This window comes from Azospirillum sp. RU38E, assembly GCF_900188385.1.
Taxonomy (GTDB): Bacteria; Pseudomonadota; Alphaproteobacteria; order Azospirillales; family Azospirillaceae; genus Niveispirillum.
This window is the reverse complement of the sequence record NZ_FZOI01000008.1, coordinates 153,692-172,730: the sequence shown is the minus strand read 5'-3', so window position 1 is coordinate 172,730 and position 19,039 is coordinate 153,692. Positions and strand designations below refer to the sequence as shown.

Here is a 19,039-nt window from a genome sequence, read left to right as displayed (position 1 = left end):
GCTTATTTCCCCTTCTGGGCTGCAGCGGCGTCGCGGGCGCGGCGCAGCCTTTCACGCGGATGCAGCTTTTCCGGCCGTGGCGGCAGGGTGGGCCAGGGCTTGAAGGCCAGCAGGCTGGTGAAGATGGGCCAGCCCAGCACCGGCAGCGCCAGCCAGATCACCCAGCCGCGCGGCAGCCCGGCCCGGCCCAGCAGCCGGATCGCCGGCCAGACGGCCAGAACCGCCAGCCCGAAATGCACCAGCAGCGTCCATTGCCATCCGTTCACGCCAACCCCGCCCGCTTTCATTCAATATCCGGTTGGGGACATAGCATGTCTGCCGGGCGCGTCAACCGGGCATAAAAAAGCCCGGCCTTCAGAAAGGCCGGGCGAAGGGAGAAATCCGGTGTGGCTGTCGCAAGACCACCCCGGATTCCAGCAGAGCTTTTTCAGAACCGGACGCGGGCACCGGTCATGACAGCCAAGGCGTCGTAATAGGAGACGTTGGGGCGATCATATTGATGGTTGCGCACACCGGCATAGAGGTCGGTGGACAGGGCATCGATCACCTGCACCACATAGGCGCCATAGGCCTTGCCCTTGGCACCGCGCACGGCGAAATCATCCTGGGTGAAATAATCCACCGAGAAGGCGGTATTGCCCAGATCGTTCAACTTAGCGAGATAGCCCACCTTGCCGTACCAGAAATTGGTGTCGAACCCGGCCTTCTGTTCCCGCGTACCGGCGGCGAAGGTCACGTTGAAGCCATTTTCCAGCCGCGCGGAGACGGAGCCGTTATACTGGTTGCCGAAATCGAAGCCGGCGACATCGCGGCTGTCGGAATTGGCATAGGCGACCGCACCGGCCACCATGGTAGTGCCGATCTTGCCATTATAGCGCAGGGCCGCATCCATCGCCCCGCCCTGGGTGACGCTGGTGGACCCGACAAAGCCGCCGGCGAAGGTGGGGGTGTCATAACGCACCCGGTCTTCGCGGTGCAGACCGTCCAGATCGTTGAACAGGCTGTTGACGGTGCCGACCGTGGCCTTGGTGGTCTTGTTGCGGATGCCGATGCCGCCGAAGGTGGCGCCGACATCGGCATAGCCACCCAGATTGGCCGTGCCGGACAGATCGATTTCCGACGTGATGTTGGAAGCGGTATCGCCCTGGCCCACCCACAGGCGGCCGAAGCGCGTGCTTTCAATGAAGAATTCCAGCTTGCGTTCATTGAAGGCGAAGGCGCCGCTGTCGGTGTAAAGCCCGGTCGAACGGCTGTTGGCGGAAATCGCCTCCAGCTCAATATCGGTGCCGGCGCTCCATTCATCATTCAGCTTCGCCACGCCGGTGAAGCGGATACGGGTGGAAGCGCCGTTATTGTCAGAGAAGATGAAATCGTTGGCCACGCCATCATCGGCATAGGTCACCATGCGGTTGACCCAGCCGGTCAGCGTCAGTTTCAGCTTGCTGTTGCCTGACTGCACGATCTGCGGCGCCTTGAAGGCGCTGGCGGAGACCAGCGGCACATCCTTGGGCGCTGCGGGGGCAGCGCTGGCCGAACCGGCACCAGCAGCAGGAGCGGCGGCAGGGGCGGCCTTTTCCAGCTTTTCAATGCGGGACAGCAATTCCTTCACCTGGGCCTTCAGCGCGTCCACCTCCCCGGTTTGCTGGGCAAAGGCGGGGGAAGCGGCCGACATGGCCACCAGGGCAGCACCAGCAAACAAAGCTTTGGTGGCGGCAGACTTCAACTTCATCGTGTATCCTCCCAGGATGTTGCCCTATCTGAGCACTTCGTTTCTTACAGCAAAATGACAGTAATGTTACACGTCACAAGCATGAGATTTGTTGATTTGCCCCTTTGCAAATCACTGTGACATCACCGCAACAGAGCCGCCATTGTGCGATATATCGGGAAAATGGCTGGAGAGAGCGTTTGAATTTTTGATTATGAGATCCAGCAATGATTATTTTGAAATATCTTTAACAGTTCGATAACCCCGACCTTCGGCGGGGGCGGGGAGACAAGGGAAGGATACAAAAAAAGGGGTGCCGCACTGGGCACCCCTTGATCGGAAAGCGACGCGTAAAAGGGTGCGATGTCCGGGCCTATGGCCGCCGCACCGGTGCAAACAGCCGGTCTCCAGGCGCTGTCTCAGCCGGGTCCAGCGCCGGCAGGGCCTGCACCTTGGCGAACAGGGCCGTCAGATCGCCTGCCGTGGCGTCGAACAGCTGGTCATAGCTGTCGAGTACGAAATAGGTCTGTTGATAATCATCAATACGATAACGGGTGCGCATCACCCGTTCCAGGTTGAAACCCACCCGGTGCGGCTGCGGGCTGTCCAGGCAATAGCGGGTTTCCCCGTGGGAGGAGAGCATCCCCGCCCCATAGGCGCGCAGGCCCTGGGATGTATTGATCAGGCCGAATTCCACCATATACCAGTAAAGCCTTGCCAGCGGTTCCAGCCCCCCGGCGGCAATGGCCAGTGCCCCGTGCCGGCCATAGGCCTGCAGGTAATCGGCAAAGACCGGATGGGTCAGCAGCGGCACATGGCCGAAGAAATCATGGAACACGTCCGGTTCCACCAGATAATCCATCTCCGCCGGCTGACGCAGCCAGTTGGTGACGGGAAAGCGCCGGTTGGCCAGATGGTCGAAGAACTCCTTCTCCGGGATCAGGCCGGGCACGGCCAGCAGCCGCCAGCCGGTGGCCCGGTCCAGCAGGTCGGAGGTGCGGCGGAAATCGGGAATGGCGTCGCGCGCATCCAGCCGGGCGAGCCCGGCGGTGAATTCCGGCGCGGCATAATCGGCCAGCAGGGCCGCCTGCCGGTCATAGAGCGCCCGCCACAGCGCATGGTCGGCAGCGCTGTAATGGTCCCAGCCCTGGTCGATGCTGTAATCATCCGCCACCTGGCGGTAATCGCCGCGCAGGCGGCTGGCGGTCTTGCCGCTGGCGGCCACGGCGCTGGCAAAGTCGGTTTCGTCGCGCATGGGTTCCTCCCTTGCCCCCTCTCTGTCGGTTGGGGCCTTTGCGCAATTTTACCGCTGCCGGGCGGGCATTTCCTTGCGGATGGGGGTATATCGATATGGTATAGGGCAATATCGACACCGATTCATTGCCCGCCCGCGCCATTTCCTGCCAGGCGTTTGTACCAAGGGGCGTGGAGCATACAGCCGGGCGCAGGCTCAGCCCCGCCGTCCCTCGATCCAGCCATCCACCACCTGTTCCAGCACGCCCATCGGCACCGAGCCATTGGCCAGGATCGTATCGTGGAAGCCCCGGATATCGAAAGCGTGGCCCAGCTCCTTCTTCGCCTTTTCACGCAATTCCAGCAATTTACGCAGGCCCAGATAATAGGCGCAGGCCTGACCGGGATAGACGATATAGCGATCCACCTCCCGCGCGGCCACCTCGGCGGTGAAGGCGGAATTGCTGGTGAAATAATCGATGGCCTGCTGGCGCGACCATTTCTTCACATGGATGCCGGTATCCAGCACCAGCCGGATCGCCCGCCAGAGTTCGAAGCTGAGCCGCCCGAAATCGGCATAAGCATCTTCGTAAAAGCCCAGCTCCTTAGGCAGCCGTTCCGAATAAAGCCCCCAGCCTTCCACATAGGCCGTGTGCGTCTGATGCCGGCGGAATTCCGGCAGGCCGGTCATTTCCTGCGCCAGGGCCATCTGCATATGGTGGCCGGGCAGCCCTTCATGGAAGGCCAGCACCTCCATCTGCCAGATCGGCATTTCCTTCATGTTGGAGAGATTGACGTAATAGATGCCGGGGCGGGAGCCGTCGCTGGCCGGCGGGGAATAACGGGCGATGGTCTCGCTGCCCTCCCGGTACAGCTCAAACCGGCGCACCTCCAGGGGCGCCTTGGGTTTCAGGGTGAACTGGCCCTCCAGCGCCCCTTTCACCTTGTCCAGAATCAAGCGTGCGCCGGCCAGATAGCCGGCGCGGCCATCTTCATCATTGGGAAAATAGAACTGGGGATCGCTGCGCAGGAACTGGTTGAAGGCAACCAGATCGCCGCTGAAGCCGGCACGCGTCTTCACCGCCACCATTTCTTCCTGCAGGCGCCGCACCTCCTGCAGGCCCAGCGCATGGACCATTTCCGGTTCCAGGTCCAGGGTCGTATGGCGTTTCAGGCACCAGCGGTAGTAATCCGGCCCCTGGGGCAGCTTCCACACCCCGTCCCGGTCATCGGCCTGCTCCAACTGATGGGTCAGCGCTGCCGACAGCCGGGTCCAGGCCGGTGTGAAGCCTTCCCGCAGGGCCTGGGTGGCGGCGGTCACCAGCGTTGCCTGTTCCGCCATGGGCAGGCTGGTGCGCCCCAGCCGGTTGCGAAAGCCGGACAACAGCCCCGAGTCGACGTCACTTTCCGGCTCGAACGGGCGGCCGATCAGCACATTGCGCACCGCGTGCAGGCTCTTTTCCACCGAAAAACGCGGCGGGATGACGCCCTGTGCCGCCCGCCGCTCCAGCGTGCTGATCAGCTGATCCACCGGCTGGGCGATGCCGCGCACCCGCGCGATCCAGGCCTGGGCATCGGCCGCATCGCGCAGCGGGTGATAGGTGGAAAGAAGATCGATGATCTCCCCGTGGCGGCCATTGAAATGGTCGGCCGCATAGGCATTGCCGCGCCAGCGCGCCTCCCCCAGCCTTTCTTCGGCCTGATATTCCCATAACCGCCTGTTCAGCCGCCCGGCAGGGGACAGGCTGGCAACCGGGAAATCCCGCCGCAGCCGCGCCAGATCGTCGGCCAGCCTGGCATCCTCGGCCGCCAGGGCTACCTCTGACAGATCATCCCAACCGCTCTGATCACCGGGCAGACCCAGCCAGGTCCGCAATTCCGGCGAACGGTCGGCCTGGGCGGCGAAGGTCTCGGCAAAAAACCGGTTCAGCGCCGCATCGTCCCCGGCCGCCCGCACCGGCATCCCGCCCAGCAATCCCCAGCCCAGCAAAGCACCACCGGCCGATAACAGGGCCCGCCGCCCGATTACAGGCGGTGCGGGGGGGTGTTGCGGGCGGTGAGGCGGGTTCATGCACGACGTCCCTTGCGGCCAACATCCCGGACAGCCAGCGCCCGGCCGCCCGGCACAAACTTTAGGCACGAGGACAGCGGCGCGGCAAGTCGCACATTGGCAAAGCCTCAAACCAAAGGGCATTCGCAATGCCCCTTGGTGGCCAGCGACCGCTGGTCCGGGGGGCGCCCGGTTAAAGCAAGCTGACGCCCCCTCACTCAAACCGGTGCGGCACAAAGCGGGAGCTGTTGTGGGTGATAACGTTGGTGTCTTCGCGGATGCCGATGCCCCGGCATTCATCGCCCACCATCCAGGAACCGATCACGGCATAATGGTCCCGCATCACGCCCTTGGCATCCGGTCCCTTGGCCGAGGCCACCGGTGACCAGGCCTGATAGACATAGCCCTCGTTCCCATAGGGCCCGGCGGTTTCCAGTTCCGGCCGACCGGCCAGCGCACCGCCCGGCCCCAGGGTGGCGACGGAGATATTGGCCCCTTCGCGGCCCAGCAGCGGCTTGGCTACCACGCGGGTGCCGGGGGCAAAGGCGCGGCGGTCGAAATGCGCCTCCACCAGATAGGGGTGATAGGGGTACATTTCCCACAGGATGGCCAGCAGCCCCTTGTTGGAGAGCAGCATCTTCCAGGCCGGCTCCACCGCGCGGATCTTGTCGCGCGCCACCAGATCCAGCAGGTTGCCGCCGAAATCATCCGTCACCAGCCATTCCCAAGGCGTCAGCTTGAACAGGCTGGTGATTTCCTGGTCTTCCAGATCGGTGAAGAAGGACCGGCTGGACCGGTCCCAGGGGCTGGTCTCCGTCGTCCAGCCAATATCCGACAGGGCGATGGATTTGGTGGCCAGCCCGGCTTCGGTCGCCGTATCCTGGATGTAGCGCAGCGTGCCCTCATCCTCCGTATGCGGCATGGCGCAGGTCAGGTGCAGGGCCAGGAACTGTTCATGGGCCCCGCGCCGCCCGTCATCGGCGGCCAGCCGGCGGTCGGCGCGCAGCAGGCCGCGCCAGGCATCCACCAGCCCTTCATGGATGGAATTGAACTGGTCGCCTTCGGGGAAGACATCTTCCAGCCAGGCCCATTGCGCCACTGCCGCCTCATACAGGCCCGTCGGCGTATCGGCGTTATATTCCAGCAGCTTGGGCATCCCATCGCCGTGGCCGGCCCCGCCAAAGGCCAGATCGAACCGGCCATAGAGGGAAAATTCCCGCCCTTCCTGCCGCCGGGCCCAGGATGCCTCGATGGCGGGCACGGCACTGGCGGGGATGTTCAGCAGCGGATAGAGCTTTTCGTTGATGATGCGCTGGGCGGCGGAAATGCACATCTTGTGCAGTTCCACGCTGGCCTCATCAAGCAGATCAACCTCTGCCTCGCTGAGCAGCCAATAAGCACTTTCATCCCAATAGATGCCGGTGGGGTCTTCCGGGCTGGGGATGGTGTGGAAATCAAAGCCCAGCGCTTCCATCTTGGCGCGCCAATCGGGGCGGGGACGGATCGACATACGCTGCATGATGGGTCACATCCTGGAGAAAGGGTAGGGCGGTCAGCCGCCGCCGCTGAAACCTGAACCGCTGAAGCTGGAGGAGGATTTGCCGAAGCCGCCGCGCGTGGTGGTGCGCGACGGCGTGCCCACCTGACCGGATTTGCTGACCGTAGTGGAAACGCTGGTCGGCACCGACGACCGGCTGAAGCTTTCGCGGGAGCCGCCGGACCAGCGGCCGATATCGGCATTGCCGCTGCGCATATAGCCGTCGCGGTCCACATAGACCGGGCGGGGATAATAGTATCCCCGGCTGCCCCCGCCGATATAGCCGTAACTGGATTGCGGCTGTAAGGCGCGGGCCAGCATGAAGCCCATCAGCGCCGGCACGAAGACGTTGGAGACACTGCCATCGGGCTGGGCGACCACCGTAGCCTGACAGGCGCCTGCCCCCATCTGCGCCTCGCACGTGCTCATGTCATTGAAGCGGGGGGCATTCTGCTGGTGCAACTGACGCGATTGTTCAAACGCCGCGTTGCATTCCTCCGCGCTGAATTCCACCTCACAGGCCTGGACGGAGGGGAAAATCTTCGCCTCGGTCTTCTGGGCATCGTCATCGCCGCAGGCCGCCAGCATCACCGCCGCCGCGCTACCCACCAGCAAGGTGGAGATATAGGCGGACCGGCGACGCTTGCGCGGCGGCGGCTGGGGGGCGGGGTGCTGGCTGTCGGTCATCGCGGTGACTTCTTTCTTGGGCGGTATCGGAGACGGGCTCAGCCCTGTTTGCCGGGCCAGGGCAATGCGGCAGGATCGGCCGGGGCAGCGGCCGGTGCCGGGGCAGCCAGGGCCGCCGGCTTGCCGGACAGGCGGGCCAAACGTTCCTGAACAGAGGCACCACCGGCACCGCTGCTGTTGCCCACGGCCTTCAATGCGGCTTCGATATTGGCATCGCCCATATTTTCGCTGGTCCGGTTGGACAGGTCGGTCAGGGCCTGGGCCTTCATGCGGGCGGCTTCGGCATTGGTGCGGGCCTGCTGGGCCCGGCGCTGCATGGCGTCCACCGCCACGGTCAGCTTGGAGCCCTCACCCTCCCCGCGCAGGCCGGCCACCTGGGCGGCGCGGTTGGCGCGTTCCTTCTCCCGCTCTTCCTGGATCTTGGCACGTTCCATGTCGCGTTCGGCCTTGGTCAGGGCGGATTTGGCCTCCGTCAGCATCTTGGCCTTCTCACGGTAGGCCTGTTCGGCCTCCGCCACCAGCGCCTCGGCCTCATCGGCCTCCCGTTCCTCGATCAGCACTTCGCTTTCCAGCGTTTCCAACTGGGTCAAAAGATTGGCCAGGCTGGATTCCAGGCTGGCGCGCTTCACCTCATCGGTGGTGCCGGCCAACAGGCTGTTGAGATGTTCGGCGGCGGCCAGACGGCGGTTATAATTCTCCCGCGCTTCCAAGGCTTCCTTGCGTTCGCGCTGCAGCTCCACCCGCAGATTGGCCAGCAGCTTGCCGGCCTTGTCCAGGTCGGTTTCCATCACCCGCAACTGGGCGGTGGAGGCACTCTTGGGGTCCAGTTCGACCAGTGCATCCACGATCTGCCGGCCAACCTTCTCACCCTTGACGCCCAACAGCGTGCGGAAGAACTGCATCATTGCTGACAACTCCTGAATGAAGACGCGAATGCGGTATCGGATGGAGCAGATGTGGGAAGCCGCCAATCCGCGCAAAAGGGGTAAACCACACCAAGGTTAGTGAAAAATACCGTTGGCGGGATCACACCGAGAGCGCACCGGCATTGAGGATGCCCATGGCGATGGAGAAGGTGGCCAGCGTGATGCCATAGCCCAGCCGGTCTTCTTCGATCCCCTGGCGGAAACCGGGCAGCTTCAGGCAGACGATACCAAACACCGCCAGCTGACAGACAAGGGCCACCGCGCCCCACATCAACAGGTCCAGCACCGCATAGGTACCCGATGCGATGGAGAACAGGGCGATGGCCATGCCGATGACGGTGCCGCCCAGGCTGACCGCGGCGGCGGTATTGCCCTGGCGGATCAAGGCGATCTCCCGATAGGGGGTGATCATCATGTAGATGGTCACCGCCACCGCCAGCAGCGCCACAGAGGTGCCGAGGAAGGTGAAATAGAGGGGAAGGGTTTGCAGCATGGCAGGCAGGCTCCTGGCGCGGCGCGTTTCCGGTTCATTTGCGCTGGAGAGCGTAGCCAAACGCAGCGCGGGTGCAAGTTTGAACTGACCGGAGCGCCCTGCTTTTGAACGAATACTCTTGTAAAGAGAAAAATATGGCATGAAAACACTTTTTTGTTGACGGAAAATCAAAACTGTAAAATTCATATATAAACTCAAAATATGGAGCGGCTTGATGTCTCATTTATGGAAGGCACTCAAGAGGGTTTCGCGCGGTACTCATCCAAACTCCAATATCGAGACTGCGACATCACTTGTTGAGCAGTTGCGTACGCGCTGGGCCCGACAAGGAACCAGTACCGGTGCCCGCCGGGAACGCCGCCGCCTAATGCGACGCGCGCGCAAAGAATGGCTGCGGCGCTTTCCGCGGGATGCCTTTCCGGTTCAACCGGCCAACGCTCCCCGTGTAGCCCCCGAGGATATCTGGATTGTCATCCCGGCATTGGATAGCCGTGCCGTCGCCATGGCCGCCGCAGGCGTGGAAACGCGTTTGTTGCGCAGGAACAAGCCGGATCGAAAGTCATTGCGCGGCTTCATTCATGACGCATTGGGCCATCAGGTGCGCCTCCATCTGGCGAAGGCTGGCACCGCTGTCACGCCCGGCAAGCCACGTCCGGCAGCAGCCAACAATCCTCGCCCTCCGGTTGCGTCAATGGAGCCCCTGGAACAGGTCGGCGCGGTGTTAATGTCCGGATTGACGGACAATTTGCGCCAAAAACTGCGCGAAGCTGGAGCTTCCGTGCTGTCAAATCAGGAGGTTCATCTGATCACGCCCATCAACGGGAGGGCAGACAGACGGAGCGATGGACAAGCCGCGGGGGCGGAGAAAACCAAGTTCCTGGTAAAATATCCCCCCAAGCCATGGCACCTGGATGTCATCAATCACCCCCACGCCAAGGCGCGTGGCCTCACGGGGAAGGGCGTCAAGCTCGGGATTCTCGATACCGGCATCAATGCCCAGCATCCGGAATTTCAAGGGCGCGCGATTCGCTACCGGGAATTCGATCAACTGGGGGGAGAGCTGTCACAAATTCAGGCGCATGATCATCACGGTCATGGCTCCCATGTGGCCGCCCTGGCGGGAGGCGGTATCATTGGAGTGGCCCCAAAATCTGAACTTTTCGTCGCGGCTGTCCTGACAAAGAAAGTCGGTTCCGGTGCCAGCGGCAGTTTGGCGCAGATCCTCGCCGGGTTGAACTGGCTGATCGACGAAGATGTTCATCTCATTAATATGTCTCTGACCCTAGGAGATTATCCCCCCGGGGGGCCCGAGGCCTCGACAAAAGCCAAAATTGAAAACCTGATTCAAACAGCCGTGGAGAACTCTTCCATATTGACGATCGCGGCGAGCGGCAACGATGGGAGTGGTGTGCCGGGGTCCGTCCATAGCCCGGCCATTCTTCCGGACGTCAAGGGGGTAGGAGCAACGGACCTAGCCGATCAACCCGCTGATTTCAGCTGCTGGAATGGGGCGGGCAAACCCGGCATCTATGCCCCAGGGGTCGATATCATCAGTGCGGATGGCAGCAGCGCTTCCTACCGAAAGAGCAGCGGAACGTCAATGGCAGCACCGCTAGTTGCAGGTGCGGCGGCATTGCTTCTGGAAAAAGAATACTTGGCTAGTCAGAGTACAACCATAATCGATCCACATAGTTTGAAGTCACAGCTGAAGAATATGACGGTTCCTATTGTGAAATCGCCCAGGGGATCGTTCTATCGTCTTGACCTATCTGGTCTCTAGGGGTACTTTAGGGACTCTTTCGTGGATTCAAGTGGAGTCGGCCATGCTGACGATGCCCGCTCGCGTGGCGATCAAGAACAGCGATCCCCGTGAGGAAATCGCCCTTATCCTGTCGTGGAACGCTCAACCGGATGCGGTTCGCCTTGCGGCGGTTCGCCCTGGTCCTGAACGTCGGGCCTTGGCCAAGCAGTTTTATCGTGAAGCCAAGCAGCCGCTCTTGCAACGACTGAGCGCGACGCCTGGGGTGCGTATTGTCAATGCACTGGATGGGATGCAGGCTGCCATTCTGGCCGCGGAAGCAAAAATTTGGCAACAGATGTTGGAGACTGACAACTCTCCGCTGGAAAGCGGCGAGATTGAGGTGGTTCCTAATGGGGGCGCCGCCTCGACGCTGGTGGTCTAATATCCGTTCCTGACAAGCCCCACCTAAATTAAAGGCTTGGTGATCCTGACCGATCATCAAGCCTTTACATTTTATACTAATCTCCCTTGATCGTGACCGATCCAGGGAGATTTCGCGTTCCCTGATGCGCCGGGCGCTGCCTCCGGCAGCTTGGCTTACGCGCCCATGAGGGTGCTGAGCTGGCGGTTGCCAGCCTTCGCCCCCCATAAAGGTCAACCTTTAGGGGGAGGTATCATGAGAGCGGATCGCGGAAAAGCGGAATCGCTTTGGAGCGTGAATCCGCTCGCTGAACAAGGAATTAGAGCCGGGTGCGTTTCCGTTTAAACGCACCCGGCTCTAAATTCTGACAAGCGTATTGGGAGAAAGCCGCCCCCTATACCGGCTCAACGGGTATCCGCTACCGCCGTCATGGCCGTCATCACGCCGCGCCAATCCGCTACCAGCCGCCGCAACTGGTCCTTTACCACCAGCAGGATGGTCAGATCGCGCGGGCGGTCGATGCGGGGATAGGTGCCAAAGGCGCCGGGGCTGGAAATGATAGGGCAGGAACCATCTTCCGCCGCCGTCTCGCACCACAGGCCCACACCATAACCGGCCAGCAACGCCGCCGCATCGGGTTGGCTGAGCCGCTTGGCGCCAGCCGACAGGTTGCGCTCCATGGCGGCGAAGGCGCTTTCCGGCAGGATACGGCGCCCCGCCGGGCTCACCCCCCTGGCCATGATCAGGCACAGGATGCGTTCATAATCATCCGGCGTGGCGACCAGCCCGCCGCCGATCCCCCATTTGTCGCCCCAGCGGCAGGCTTGTGTCAGGCCCAGCGGATCGGCGATGCGGCGGCGGAACAGGCTGTTCCAATCCGCCCCGCCGGCCTGTTCCACCAGAAAGCCCGCGACCTGCATGGACAGGCCACCATAGGCGAAGACAGTGCCCGGCGTGCCGGATAGGTCCAGGCCGGGCACGGCGCGGGCGGCGTCGGCCGGCTTGGCATAGCGCCGGTCCAGCCGCCAGGGCCCGGGCGTGGGTAGGCCGGACGTATGGCTCATCAACTGAGCCAGCGTGATGGCGGCGGCCGGGGTGCCGTGCGGGGCAATGCCGGCCTCCCCCAGCGTCAGGTCCAGGCGCAGCCGGCCTTCTGTCACGAAGGACATCACCAGCAGCCCGGCCACCCATTTGCTGGCCGAGGCCACCGGCACCGGGGTGGCCGGGCCGATATTGCCGAAATAGCCACGATAGAGCGTCTGACCGTGATGCAGCGCCACGGCCGCCACCCCGTCCAGCCCATGGCGCTGCATCGCCGCCTCGATCAGGGCGGTGATATCCTGCAGGTCCACCGGCGGGGGCGCTGCGGCAGCCCGCAGGGGGCGGGGCCGCCCGGCCACCAGCAGCACGCCAAGCGCCGCCGCCTGCGCCAACAGGCGGCGGCGATCCAGCAGGCTGGATGCGATGGCTGCCTGTTCCATGAATATTCCCCCCGTATCAGGATCAAACCGCTGGCCCTGATACGGGGGAAGGCCGGGTTCCCTTTACAGAATGAACTTCGACAGGTCGGTATTCTGCGCCAGCCCGTCCAGCTGTTCGCGTACATAGGCGGCATCGATGGTGATGGTCTGGCCGCCCTTTTCGGTGGCGGAGAAGCTGATCTCCTCCAGCAGCCGTTCCAGCACCGTATGCAGCCGGCGGGCGCCGATATTTTCCACCGTGCGGTTGATCTCCGCCGCCAGCCGGGCCAGCTCGTCGATGGCCTCGTCAGCGAAGACGAGATCCACCTCCTCGGTCTTCATCAGCGCCACATATTGCTTGATCAGGCTGGCTTCCGGCTCCGTCAGGATGCGGCGGAAATCGGCCTGGGTCAGCGGGGTCAGGTTGACGCGGATGGGCAGGCGGCCCTGCAGCTCCGGCAGCAGGTCGCTGGGCTTGGCAATGTGGAAGGCGCCGGACGCGATGAACAGGATATGGTCGGTCTTCACCGGCCCATGCTTGGTGGCCACCGTCGTACCCTCGATCAGCGGCAGCAGGTCGCGCTGCACGCCTTCGCGGGAGACGTCGCCGCCGCGCGCCTCGCTGCGGGCGCAGATCTTGTCCACCTCGTCCAGGAAGACGATGCCGTTCTGTTCCACCGCATGGATGGCGTCGGCCGTCACCTTCTCATTATCCAGCAGCTTGTCGCTCTCCTCCGCCATCAGCAGATCGTAGCTTTCCGACACGCTCATCTTGCGGGTCTTGGTGCGGCCGCCGCCAAACGCCTTGCCGAAAATATCGCCCAGATTGACCATGCCCATCTGAGCGCCCGGCATCCCCGGCACCTCAAAGCTGGGCATCCCCGGCATGGCATTGTCGGCCACCTGAATCTCGATTTCCTTGTCGTTCAGGCTGCCTTCGCGCAGCATCTTGCGGAACTTGGCGCGGGTGTCGGGGGATGCGCCATTGCCCACCAGCGCATCCAGCACCCGCTCTTCCGCCGCCAGTTCGGCCTTGGCCGCCACTTCCTTGCGTAGGCGCGTGCGGGACAGGCCGATGGCAACCTCCACCAGATCGCGGACGATCTGTTCCACATCGCGGCCGACATAGCCGACCTCGGTGAATTTGGTGGCCTCGATCTTCAGGAACGGCGCATTGGCCAGCTTGGCCAGACGGCGGGCGATTTCCGTCTTGCCGACACCGGTGGGGCCGATCATCAGGATGTTCTTGGGCAGAACCTCATCCTTCAGGCCGGCATCCAGCTGCTGGCGGCGCCAGCGGTTGCGCAGCGCGATGGCGACCGCGCGCTTGGCCTCGTTCTGGCCGACAATATAGCGGTCCAGTTCGGATACGATCTCACGCGGGGAGAAGGCGGTCGTGTTGCTCATGATGTCACATCTTCTCCAGCGTGACGGAATGGTTGGTATAGACGCAGATATCGCCGGCCACCTTCATGGCGCGCCGGGCGATGGTTTCCGCGTCCAGCCCGTCAATATCGATCAGGGCGCGGGCGGCGGCCAGCGCATAAGAACCGCCGGAACCGATGCCGATAATGCCATCCTCCGGCTCCAGCACATCGCCATTGCCGGTGATGATCAGGGAAACATCCTTGTCTGCCACAGCCATCAGGGCTTCCAGCCGGCGCAGGTAACGGTCGGTGCGCCAGTCCTTGGCCATTTCCACCGCCGCACGGGTCAACTGGCCCGGATGCTGTTCCAGCTTGGCTTCCAGCCGTTCGAACAGGGCAAAGGCATCGGCGGTGGCGCCGGCAAAACCGGCCATCACCGAGCCACCGGCCAGACGGCGCACCTTGCGGGCGTTGGACTTCATCACGGTCTGGCCCATGGAAACCTGGCCATCGCCGGCAATCACCACCGTACCGCCCTTGCGGACGGAAAGAATGGTGGTGCCGTGCCACTGGATCGGATCATGGGAGGAAGATTGGCTCATCGCTTGGGTGCTGCCTGCCTGAACGAAAACGGTCCCTGCTATGTGGGCAGTGGGCGCGCCGCGTCAAGAAGGCAGAAACGCAAACCGGCGGTTGCAGGCAGCAACCGCCGGTCATTAAAGCTGTTTTCGGCTGCCCGAAAACAGCTTCGGCGGCGACTGCCGCCGCGCGCCTCGTGGCGCGCAGCCAAGCTGCGGATGCAGCGCCGGCGACTGAGGAAAGCGAAAAGTTAGACGGCTGGTTACAGGCGCTGCTGATCGCCCGTGCTGGCGAAAACGCTGTGCAGGAACCAGGCGATCAAGGTCATCAGCAACAGAAAGCCACCCCAGCGACGGTTGACACTCATCACGCCCAGGGCCGTGGCAATGGCGCCGCCATAGATGAAAAACGACTTCTTCATGGTCAAACACTTTCCCGAACAGGGGCGGCCCATGGCCACGCGCGCTCACAGGGCGCGGGGTGCAAGGTCGGTGATGGCCGCCCGATAGCGCAGGCACCCGGCCGGCGGGTGCCGATGAAGCAGGTTCAGTGGGAAAATGCCCAGGGCGGGCCGGTCGGCTGGCGGGGGCCGGTGCGGATGGAACGGCCCACCCAGCAGACGCCCAGGCCCAGCAACAGCAACCCGGCGAAGGCCGGGGGTGGCAGGGCGGGGGACGCCGGGGGCAGCATCGCGCCACCGCCGGTACCGGCAGGTGTTGGTGCCGCCTGTTCCGCCACCGTGGCAACGGCCAGCAATGCCGGGGGAACGCTGCTGCGGCTGGCACTGCTGTTGGCGCTGGTGCCTGCCCGTTCCGCCTCCGCCCCCGGCAGGCCGCCCAGCCCCAAGCCGCCAGCCAGGGCCAGCAGCAACAGCAGCAGCGCCGCCTTTGCCCGCTCCGGCCCATGGCGCAGCCACCGCGCCAGAGGCGCGGAAAGCCGGTCAGCGGCGGACGGGGCGGACAGGGTCACGATCACGGGCCTTAAGGGACAAAACGGTCAATGCGCAGGCAGGGCAAAATGCTCACCCCCAGATAATCATCCGCCTAGCCCCGCGCAAGGGCGATGCCGTTCTGCAGCGCCAAGGCCATCTTGTCGGCCTTGGCGCGGAAGGCGGCGGCGGCATCGGGGGTGAACAGCCGGTCGGCCACCATGCCGAACAGCACCAGCCAGCGGGCGAAATGGGCAGGCCCCAGCCCCTCGATCATGGCATGGGCCTGCATCGGCCGGCCATCATAGCGGGCGGTGGCCAGCATCACCGAGGACCAGAAATCATGCACCTTGCGCAGATGCAAGGCCCAGGCGGCATCCTCCTCCCCCACCATGCGCAGAAAGATCGGCCCCAGCACCGGGTCACGCCGCGCCTCCCCGTAAAATTCCACGATCAGGGCGGCGATGCTTTCATCATCGATGATGTCATAGGGCATGGGGCAGGGCCGGTGGTAAGGAGAAAGGGATCACCCCGCTGCTATACCATCCGCACCGACCGGCGCGGATGAAAAAACCCCCGGCCGCTCCTTGTGATAAGGATATGAGGGTGCTTGGCAGCGACCCTGATGGCGCCCATATACCGACGGCATGGCTTGGCCGCTGGACCTTGGCCCGATTCCATGACCATGATCTGGGGAGAGGATGAACCCTATCCTCCACCGACGGGGAGTTGTCATCGCGCCGTGTGCATCCATCGGCTGCTGATCCTGCTGCTGAGCCTGTCTGTCCTGCTGCTGGTCCCCACCAACAGCGGGGAGGCGACTGCTGCGCCCGTGATCCAGCAGATGGTGACAGCCGTCACCGCCTTTGATCCGGCGGCGCCCCCCGTTCAGGATGATGATGACGCCCTGCCCCTGGCGGCCTTGTCCGCTGCGGAGGCACCGCCCCCCACCTCCTTCAGCGATGATGCCGGCAATGATGGTCTGCCGGCGGAACCGGGCCTTAACTGCCCGCTGCGCCGCCGCATCATCGCGCTGACCATTGGCGGCGCCCCGCCGCCCAGCGCCAGCGACCTGACCACCCCCTGGCCCACCGGCCCCCCGACCGTTTAACCCGGTATCCCGTATCGCCCCCTGGCAGATGCGTGCGACCCGGCACACCCGAAATCCATCCATGTCAATCTGATGCTGCAAACAAGTCCAGCAACGGGTTTATTTTGCTTTATTGTAAGTAAAGATGGTATTTTTTCTTAAAAAAATATCGTTTTTACTGTTGACGCCCCTTAAAAATCAGCGCATTCATTTCCACGTCCTGTCATTATTTTACAGGATCCAACTGCCAAGACTTAAGGCCCGCCCTGGTTCCCAGGCGCGGGCTTTTTTTTTGGCCCCACCCTGCTGCAACAGCCAACAGCAGCGGCCCTGTTTTCACAAAAGAATCTATCGATCTGGCATGGTGTGCGCAGTGTCGCCCCTGTTTTGGCGTTTAGAGCCGGGTGCGTTTAAACGGAAACGCACCCGGCTCTAAGTCCTTGTTCAGCGAGCGGATTCACGCTCCAAAGCGATTCCGCTTTTCCGCGATCCGCTCTAATGCCGTCTGTAGGCAAAACAACGCAATTTTATGAAGCATCCAAGGCGTATGCTTTCAAAGCGCCAAAACATAAATATCATCAAATTTATTTCCGTGATGAAATAATAATAATTGGCGTATATCAAAATCAACAGGGGACCGGTAAATGAAAATACTGCAAAACACGTCCTAATGTCATCGAAATGTGTATTTTTATTTTTTCCATCTTTAAACGATTCCGCTTACGCACAAGAAAAAACGCAGGCTATTGCCCAAAAATCAGAAGATATTCTTCTGGAAGAGATCATTGTGACCGGCACCCGGCGCGACAACCGCACCGTTACCCAATCGGTCACCCCCATTGATGTTTTCACCGCAGAAGATTTGACCCGCCAGGGCTCGTCTGACACCAACGCCCTGTTCCAGAATGTCATTCCGGCCTTCAGCGTCCCGCAGGCATCGATTTCGCAGGGCTCTTCCTTCGTTCGCCCCCCCAATATGCGGGGTCTACCGCCCGATCAGACGCTTGTGCTGGTCAACAGCAAGCGGCGGCACCGCTCGTCCCTGGTGAATATCGATGTCAGCGCCCTGTCACTGTTGAGCCAGGCGGTGGATCTCTCGCAGATCCCGGCCATCGCCATTGACCGGGTGGAGGTGCTGCGCGACGGGGCCTCGGCGCAATATGGTTCCGATGCCATCGCCGGCGTGATCAATATCGCCTTGAAGAAGGCCGATTCCGGTTTTACCGGTCAGGCCCGCTATGGCCAATATTATGAAGGGGATGGCCGGGACTATCAGGTTGCCCTCAATGGCGGCTTCGCGCTGGGTGACAAGGGCTTTCTGAATGTCAGCGCCGAATATACGGACAGCGGTGAAACCAGCCGGGGCACCCAACGCCCCGGCGCCCTGCAGCTTTCCCAGGCCCGGCCCGATCTGAACATCCCCAATCCGGTGCAGAAATGGGGCAAGACGGCGATTGAGGCCAAGCGCATCTTCATCAATGGCGGCATCAATCTGGGCGATGGCGATCTTTATTTCTTCGGCAATTACGGCAACAGCGAAGGTAGCCAGAATTTCAATTATCGCCAGTCGTTCGATACCACCAACTTCGCCCGGACAGCCCTGTTCGGGGTGACCTATTATCTGGCCCAGCTGCCCAATGGCAATCGCAACGCAGCCGGCCCGACCTTCAATTATACCCAGCTGTTCCCGGCCGGCTTCACGCCGATCTTCACCGGCAAGATTGAAGATGTGTCGGAAACGGTGGGCTATCGCGGCAATGCTGGAAAACTGAGCTATGACCTGTCCGCCAGTTACGGACAGAACCAGATGCGCTATTTCCTGAAGAACACGGTCAACCCATCCTATGGGCCGGACAGCCCGACGAGCTTCTATATCGGCAAGTTGCAGCAGCGGGAGCTTACCCTGAATGCCGATGCCAGCTATCCGATGGAAATCGGGCTGGCCAGCCCGCTGAATGTCGCCGTGGGCGCAGAATATCGCCGGGATACCTATGAGGTGAGCCTGGGTGACAAGGCCGCCTGGAATGCGGGGCCCTATGCTCGCCAGGTGGTACAGCGGCCCGACAATTCGACCTTCACCGTCGTCAGCTCCGTCGGCTCCAACGGGATCACCGGGTATGGGCCGGACAATGCGGGGTCCAGTTCGCGGCGCTCCTATGCCGGCTATATTGATCTGGAAACCGAGGTGACGGAGGATTTCACCCTCGGCGCCGCCGCCCGCTACGAGGATTTCAACACGTTCGGTTCGACCACCAATGTCAAGGGATCGGCGCGCTATAACCTTTCCCCTGTCATTGCGGTGCGCGGTGCCGCCAGCACCGGCTTCCACGCCCCCACACCGGGCCAGACCAGTGTCAATAATGTGGTGCTGAGCTTTGTCGCCGGCAGCACCACCCCGGTGCAGACCGGTACCTTCGCGGTGGATAATCCGGCGGCGATCTATTATGGCGCGGTGCCGGTGAAGCCGGAAAAATCGGTCAACCTTACCGGTGGTATCGTCCTCACCCCCGGTTCAGGCGTCAACCTGACGGTTGATTATTACAACATCACCATCCGCGACCGGCTGGGCATGTCGCAGGCCTTTGTCGTCACCGACAAGGACCGGGCAGCCCTGGCGGCCCTGGGCGTGTCGAACGCCAATGAGCTTAACCGGCTGCAATATCTGACCAACGCCGTCAAGACCCGTACCCAGGGCAAGGATTTGCGCTCAATCGACCGTTTCACCGGCCTGCCCGGCAATGGCAACCAATATATCGATGCCTCGCCCTTCGGCTATAATGGTGGCTTCTGGTACGTGCGGGCCGGCTGGCATTTCTGAT

General features: G+C 62.4%; 18 protein-coding genes. 4 read left to right on the top strand and 14 right to left on the bottom strand.

Going from position 1 to position 19,039, the window contains the following annotated elements; translation table 11 throughout:
• Positions 1-2 precede the first annotated feature (2 nt).
• From CHB97_RS15190 to CHB97_RS15155, 8 genes are all read right to left on the bottom strand, one after another.
• The gene (locus tag CHB97_RS15190; RefSeq protein ID WP_089288826.1) at positions 3-287 is read right to left on the bottom strand and encodes a hypothetical protein; all 285 of its coding nucleotides are present in this window, start codon (positions 285-287) and stop codon (positions 3-5) included.
• Between the two features lie 140 nt (positions 288-427).
• The gene (locus tag CHB97_RS15185; RefSeq protein WP_089288825.1) at positions 428-1,729 is read right to left on the bottom strand and encodes a hypothetical protein; all 1,302 of its coding nucleotides are present in this window, start codon (positions 1,727-1,729) and stop codon (positions 428-430) included.
• Positions 1,730-2,081: 352 nt separating this feature from the next.
• A complete protein-coding gene (gene phhA / locus CHB97_RS15180; protein ID WP_089288824.1) occupies positions 2,082-2,963 on the bottom strand; it encodes a phenylalanine 4-monooxygenase in 882 nt (293 codons plus the stop codon).
• A gap of 195 nt (positions 2,964-3,158) precedes the next feature.
• The gene (locus CHB97_RS15175) at positions 3,159-5,012 is read right to left on the bottom strand and encodes a DUF885 family protein (RefSeq protein WP_160105895.1); all 1,854 of its coding nucleotides are present in this window, start codon (positions 5,010-5,012) and stop codon (positions 3,159-3,161) included.
• Between the two features lie 193 nt (positions 5,013-5,205).
• The gene (locus CHB97_RS15170) at positions 5,206-6,510 is read right to left on the bottom strand and encodes a glutathionylspermidine synthase family protein (protein WP_089288822.1); all 1,305 of its coding nucleotides are present in this window, start codon (positions 6,508-6,510) and stop codon (positions 5,206-5,208) included.
• Positions 6,511-6,543: 33 nt separating this feature from the next.
• Positions 6,544-7,215 carry a DUF1190 domain-containing protein gene (locus CHB97_RS15165; RefSeq protein ID WP_089288821.1) on the bottom strand — a complete coding sequence of 224 codons (672 nt, stop codon included), beginning with the start codon at positions 7,213-7,215 and terminating at the stop codon, positions 6,544-6,546.
• A gap of 38 nt (positions 7,216-7,253) precedes the next feature.
• On the bottom strand, positions 7,254-8,120 hold the full coding sequence (locus CHB97_RS15160) for a hypothetical protein (protein ID WP_089288820.1): 867 nt from the start codon (positions 8,118-8,120) through the stop codon (positions 7,254-7,256).
• 121 nt (positions 8,121-8,241) lie between these two features.
• Positions 8,242-8,634, bottom strand: a complete 393-nt coding sequence (locus CHB97_RS15155) for a DUF350 domain-containing protein (RefSeq protein ID WP_089288819.1) — start codon at positions 8,632-8,634, stop codon at positions 8,242-8,244.
• Positions 8,635-8,848: 214 nt separating this feature from the next.
• On the opposite strand from CHB97_RS15155, the gene CHB97_RS15150 reads away from it, so the two are divergent.
• Positions 8,849-10,414 (top strand): S8 family serine peptidase, encoded by a 1,566-nt coding sequence (locus tag CHB97_RS15150; RefSeq protein WP_089288818.1) that lies wholly within the window; start codon positions 8,849-8,851, stop codon positions 10,412-10,414.
• A gap of 43 nt (positions 10,415-10,457) precedes the next feature.
• Complete coding sequence (locus CHB97_RS15145) at positions 10,458-10,817, top strand: hypothetical protein (RefSeq protein WP_089288817.1); 360 nt, start codon at positions 10,458-10,460, stop codon at positions 10,815-10,817.
• Positions 10,818-11,200: 383 nt separating this feature from the next.
• On the opposite strand, the gene CHB97_RS15140 is transcribed toward CHB97_RS15145, so the two are convergent.
• The 6 genes from CHB97_RS15140 to CHB97_RS15120 form a co-directional block, all read right to left on the bottom strand.
• Positions 11,201-12,277: a serine hydrolase gene (locus tag CHB97_RS15140; RefSeq protein WP_089288816.1), complete on the bottom strand. Its 1,077-nt coding sequence runs from the start codon at positions 12,275-12,277 to the stop codon at positions 11,201-11,203.
• A gap of 63 nt (positions 12,278-12,340) precedes the next feature.
• The gene (hslU, locus tag CHB97_RS15135) at positions 12,341-13,663 is read right to left on the bottom strand and encodes an ATP-dependent protease ATPase subunit HslU (RefSeq protein WP_089288815.1); all 1,323 of its coding nucleotides are present in this window, start codon (positions 13,661-13,663) and stop codon (positions 12,341-12,343) included.
• A gap of 4 nt (positions 13,664-13,667) precedes the next feature.
• Positions 13,668-14,225 carry an ATP-dependent protease subunit HslV gene (gene hslV / locus CHB97_RS15130; protein ID WP_089288814.1) on the bottom strand — a complete coding sequence of 186 codons (558 nt, stop codon included), beginning with the start codon at positions 14,223-14,225 and terminating at the stop codon, positions 13,668-13,670.
• Between the two features lie 239 nt (positions 14,226-14,464).
• Complete coding sequence (locus CHB97_RS26430; protein WP_153202703.1) at positions 14,465-14,623, bottom strand: hypothetical protein; 159 nt, start codon at positions 14,621-14,623, stop codon at positions 14,465-14,467.
• A 125-nt stretch (positions 14,624-14,748) separates the two neighbouring features.
• Positions 14,749-15,171, bottom strand: coding sequence for a hypothetical protein (locus CHB97_RS15125; protein WP_143270933.1), 423 nt, complete (start codon positions 15,169-15,171; stop codon positions 14,749-14,751).
• A gap of 74 nt (positions 15,172-15,245) precedes the next feature.
• Entirely contained in the window at positions 15,246-15,626 is a 381-nt protein-coding gene (locus tag CHB97_RS15120) for a group III truncated hemoglobin (RefSeq protein ID WP_089288812.1), read from the bottom strand.
• Positions 15,627-15,872: 246 nt separating this feature from the next.
• On the opposite strand from CHB97_RS15120, the gene CHB97_RS15115 reads away from it, so the two are divergent.
• On the top strand, positions 15,873-16,241 hold the full coding sequence (locus CHB97_RS15115; protein ID WP_089288811.1) for a hypothetical protein: 369 nt from the start codon (positions 15,873-15,875) through the stop codon (positions 16,239-16,241).
• A 766-nt stretch (positions 16,242-17,007) separates the two neighbouring features.
• Positions 17,008-19,038, top strand: a complete 2,031-nt coding sequence (locus CHB97_RS15110; RefSeq protein WP_160105893.1) for a TonB-dependent siderophore receptor — start codon at positions 17,008-17,010, stop codon at positions 19,036-19,038.
• The last annotated feature ends 1 nt before the right edge of the window (position 19,039 follow it).

Excerpts from the sequence above, each read along its gene's own strand:
- CHB97_RS15190 (WP_089288826.1), bottom strand. The coding sequence starts at position 287 with ATGAAAGCGGGCGGGGTTGGCGTGAACGGATGGCAATGGACGCTGCTG.
- CHB97_RS15185 (WP_089288825.1), bottom strand. The coding sequence starts at position 1,729 with ATGAAGTTGAAGTCTGCCGCCACCAAAGCTTTGTTTGCTGGTGCTGCC.
- phhA (WP_089288824.1), bottom strand. The coding sequence starts at position 2,963 with ATGCGCGACGAAACCGACTTTGCCAGCGCCGTGGCCGCCAGCGGCAAG.
- CHB97_RS15175 (WP_160105895.1), bottom strand. The coding sequence starts at position 5,012 with ATGAACCCGCCTCACCGCCCGCAACACCCCCCCGCACCGCCTGTAATC.
- CHB97_RS15170 (WP_089288822.1), bottom strand. The coding sequence starts at position 6,510 with ATGCAGCGTATGTCGATCCGTCCCCGCCCCGATTGGCGCGCCAAGATG.
- CHB97_RS15165 (WP_089288821.1), bottom strand. The coding sequence starts at position 7,215 with ATGACCGACAGCCAGCACCCCGCCCCCCAGCCGCCGCCGCGCAAGCGT.
- CHB97_RS15160 (WP_089288820.1), bottom strand. The coding sequence starts at position 8,120 with ATGATGCAGTTCTTCCGCACGCTGTTGGGCGTCAAGGGTGAGAAGGTT.
- CHB97_RS15155 (WP_089288819.1), bottom strand. The coding sequence starts at position 8,634 with ATGCTGCAAACCCTTCCCCTCTATTTCACCTTCCTCGGCACCTCTGTG.
- CHB97_RS15150 (WP_089288818.1), top strand. The coding sequence starts at position 8,849 with ATGTCTCATTTATGGAAGGCACTCAAGAGGGTTTCGCGCGGTACTCAT.
- CHB97_RS15145 (WP_089288817.1), top strand. The coding sequence starts at position 10,458 with ATGCTGACGATGCCCGCTCGCGTGGCGATCAAGAACAGCGATCCCCGT.
- CHB97_RS15140 (WP_089288816.1), bottom strand. The coding sequence starts at position 12,277 with ATGGAACAGGCAGCCATCGCATCCAGCCTGCTGGATCGCCGCCGCCTG.
- hslU (WP_089288815.1), bottom strand. The coding sequence starts at position 13,663 with ATGAGCAACACGACCGCCTTCTCCCCGCGTGAGATCGTATCCGAACTG.
- hslV (WP_089288814.1), bottom strand. The coding sequence starts at position 14,225 with ATGAGCCAATCTTCCTCCCATGATCCGATCCAGTGGCACGGCACCACC.
- CHB97_RS26430 (WP_153202703.1), bottom strand. The coding sequence starts at position 14,623 with ATGAAGAAGTCGTTTTTCATCTATGGCGGCGCCATTGCCACGGCCCTG.
- CHB97_RS15120 (WP_089288812.1), bottom strand. The coding sequence starts at position 15,626 with ATGCCCTATGACATCATCGATGATGAAAGCATCGCCGCCCTGATCGTG.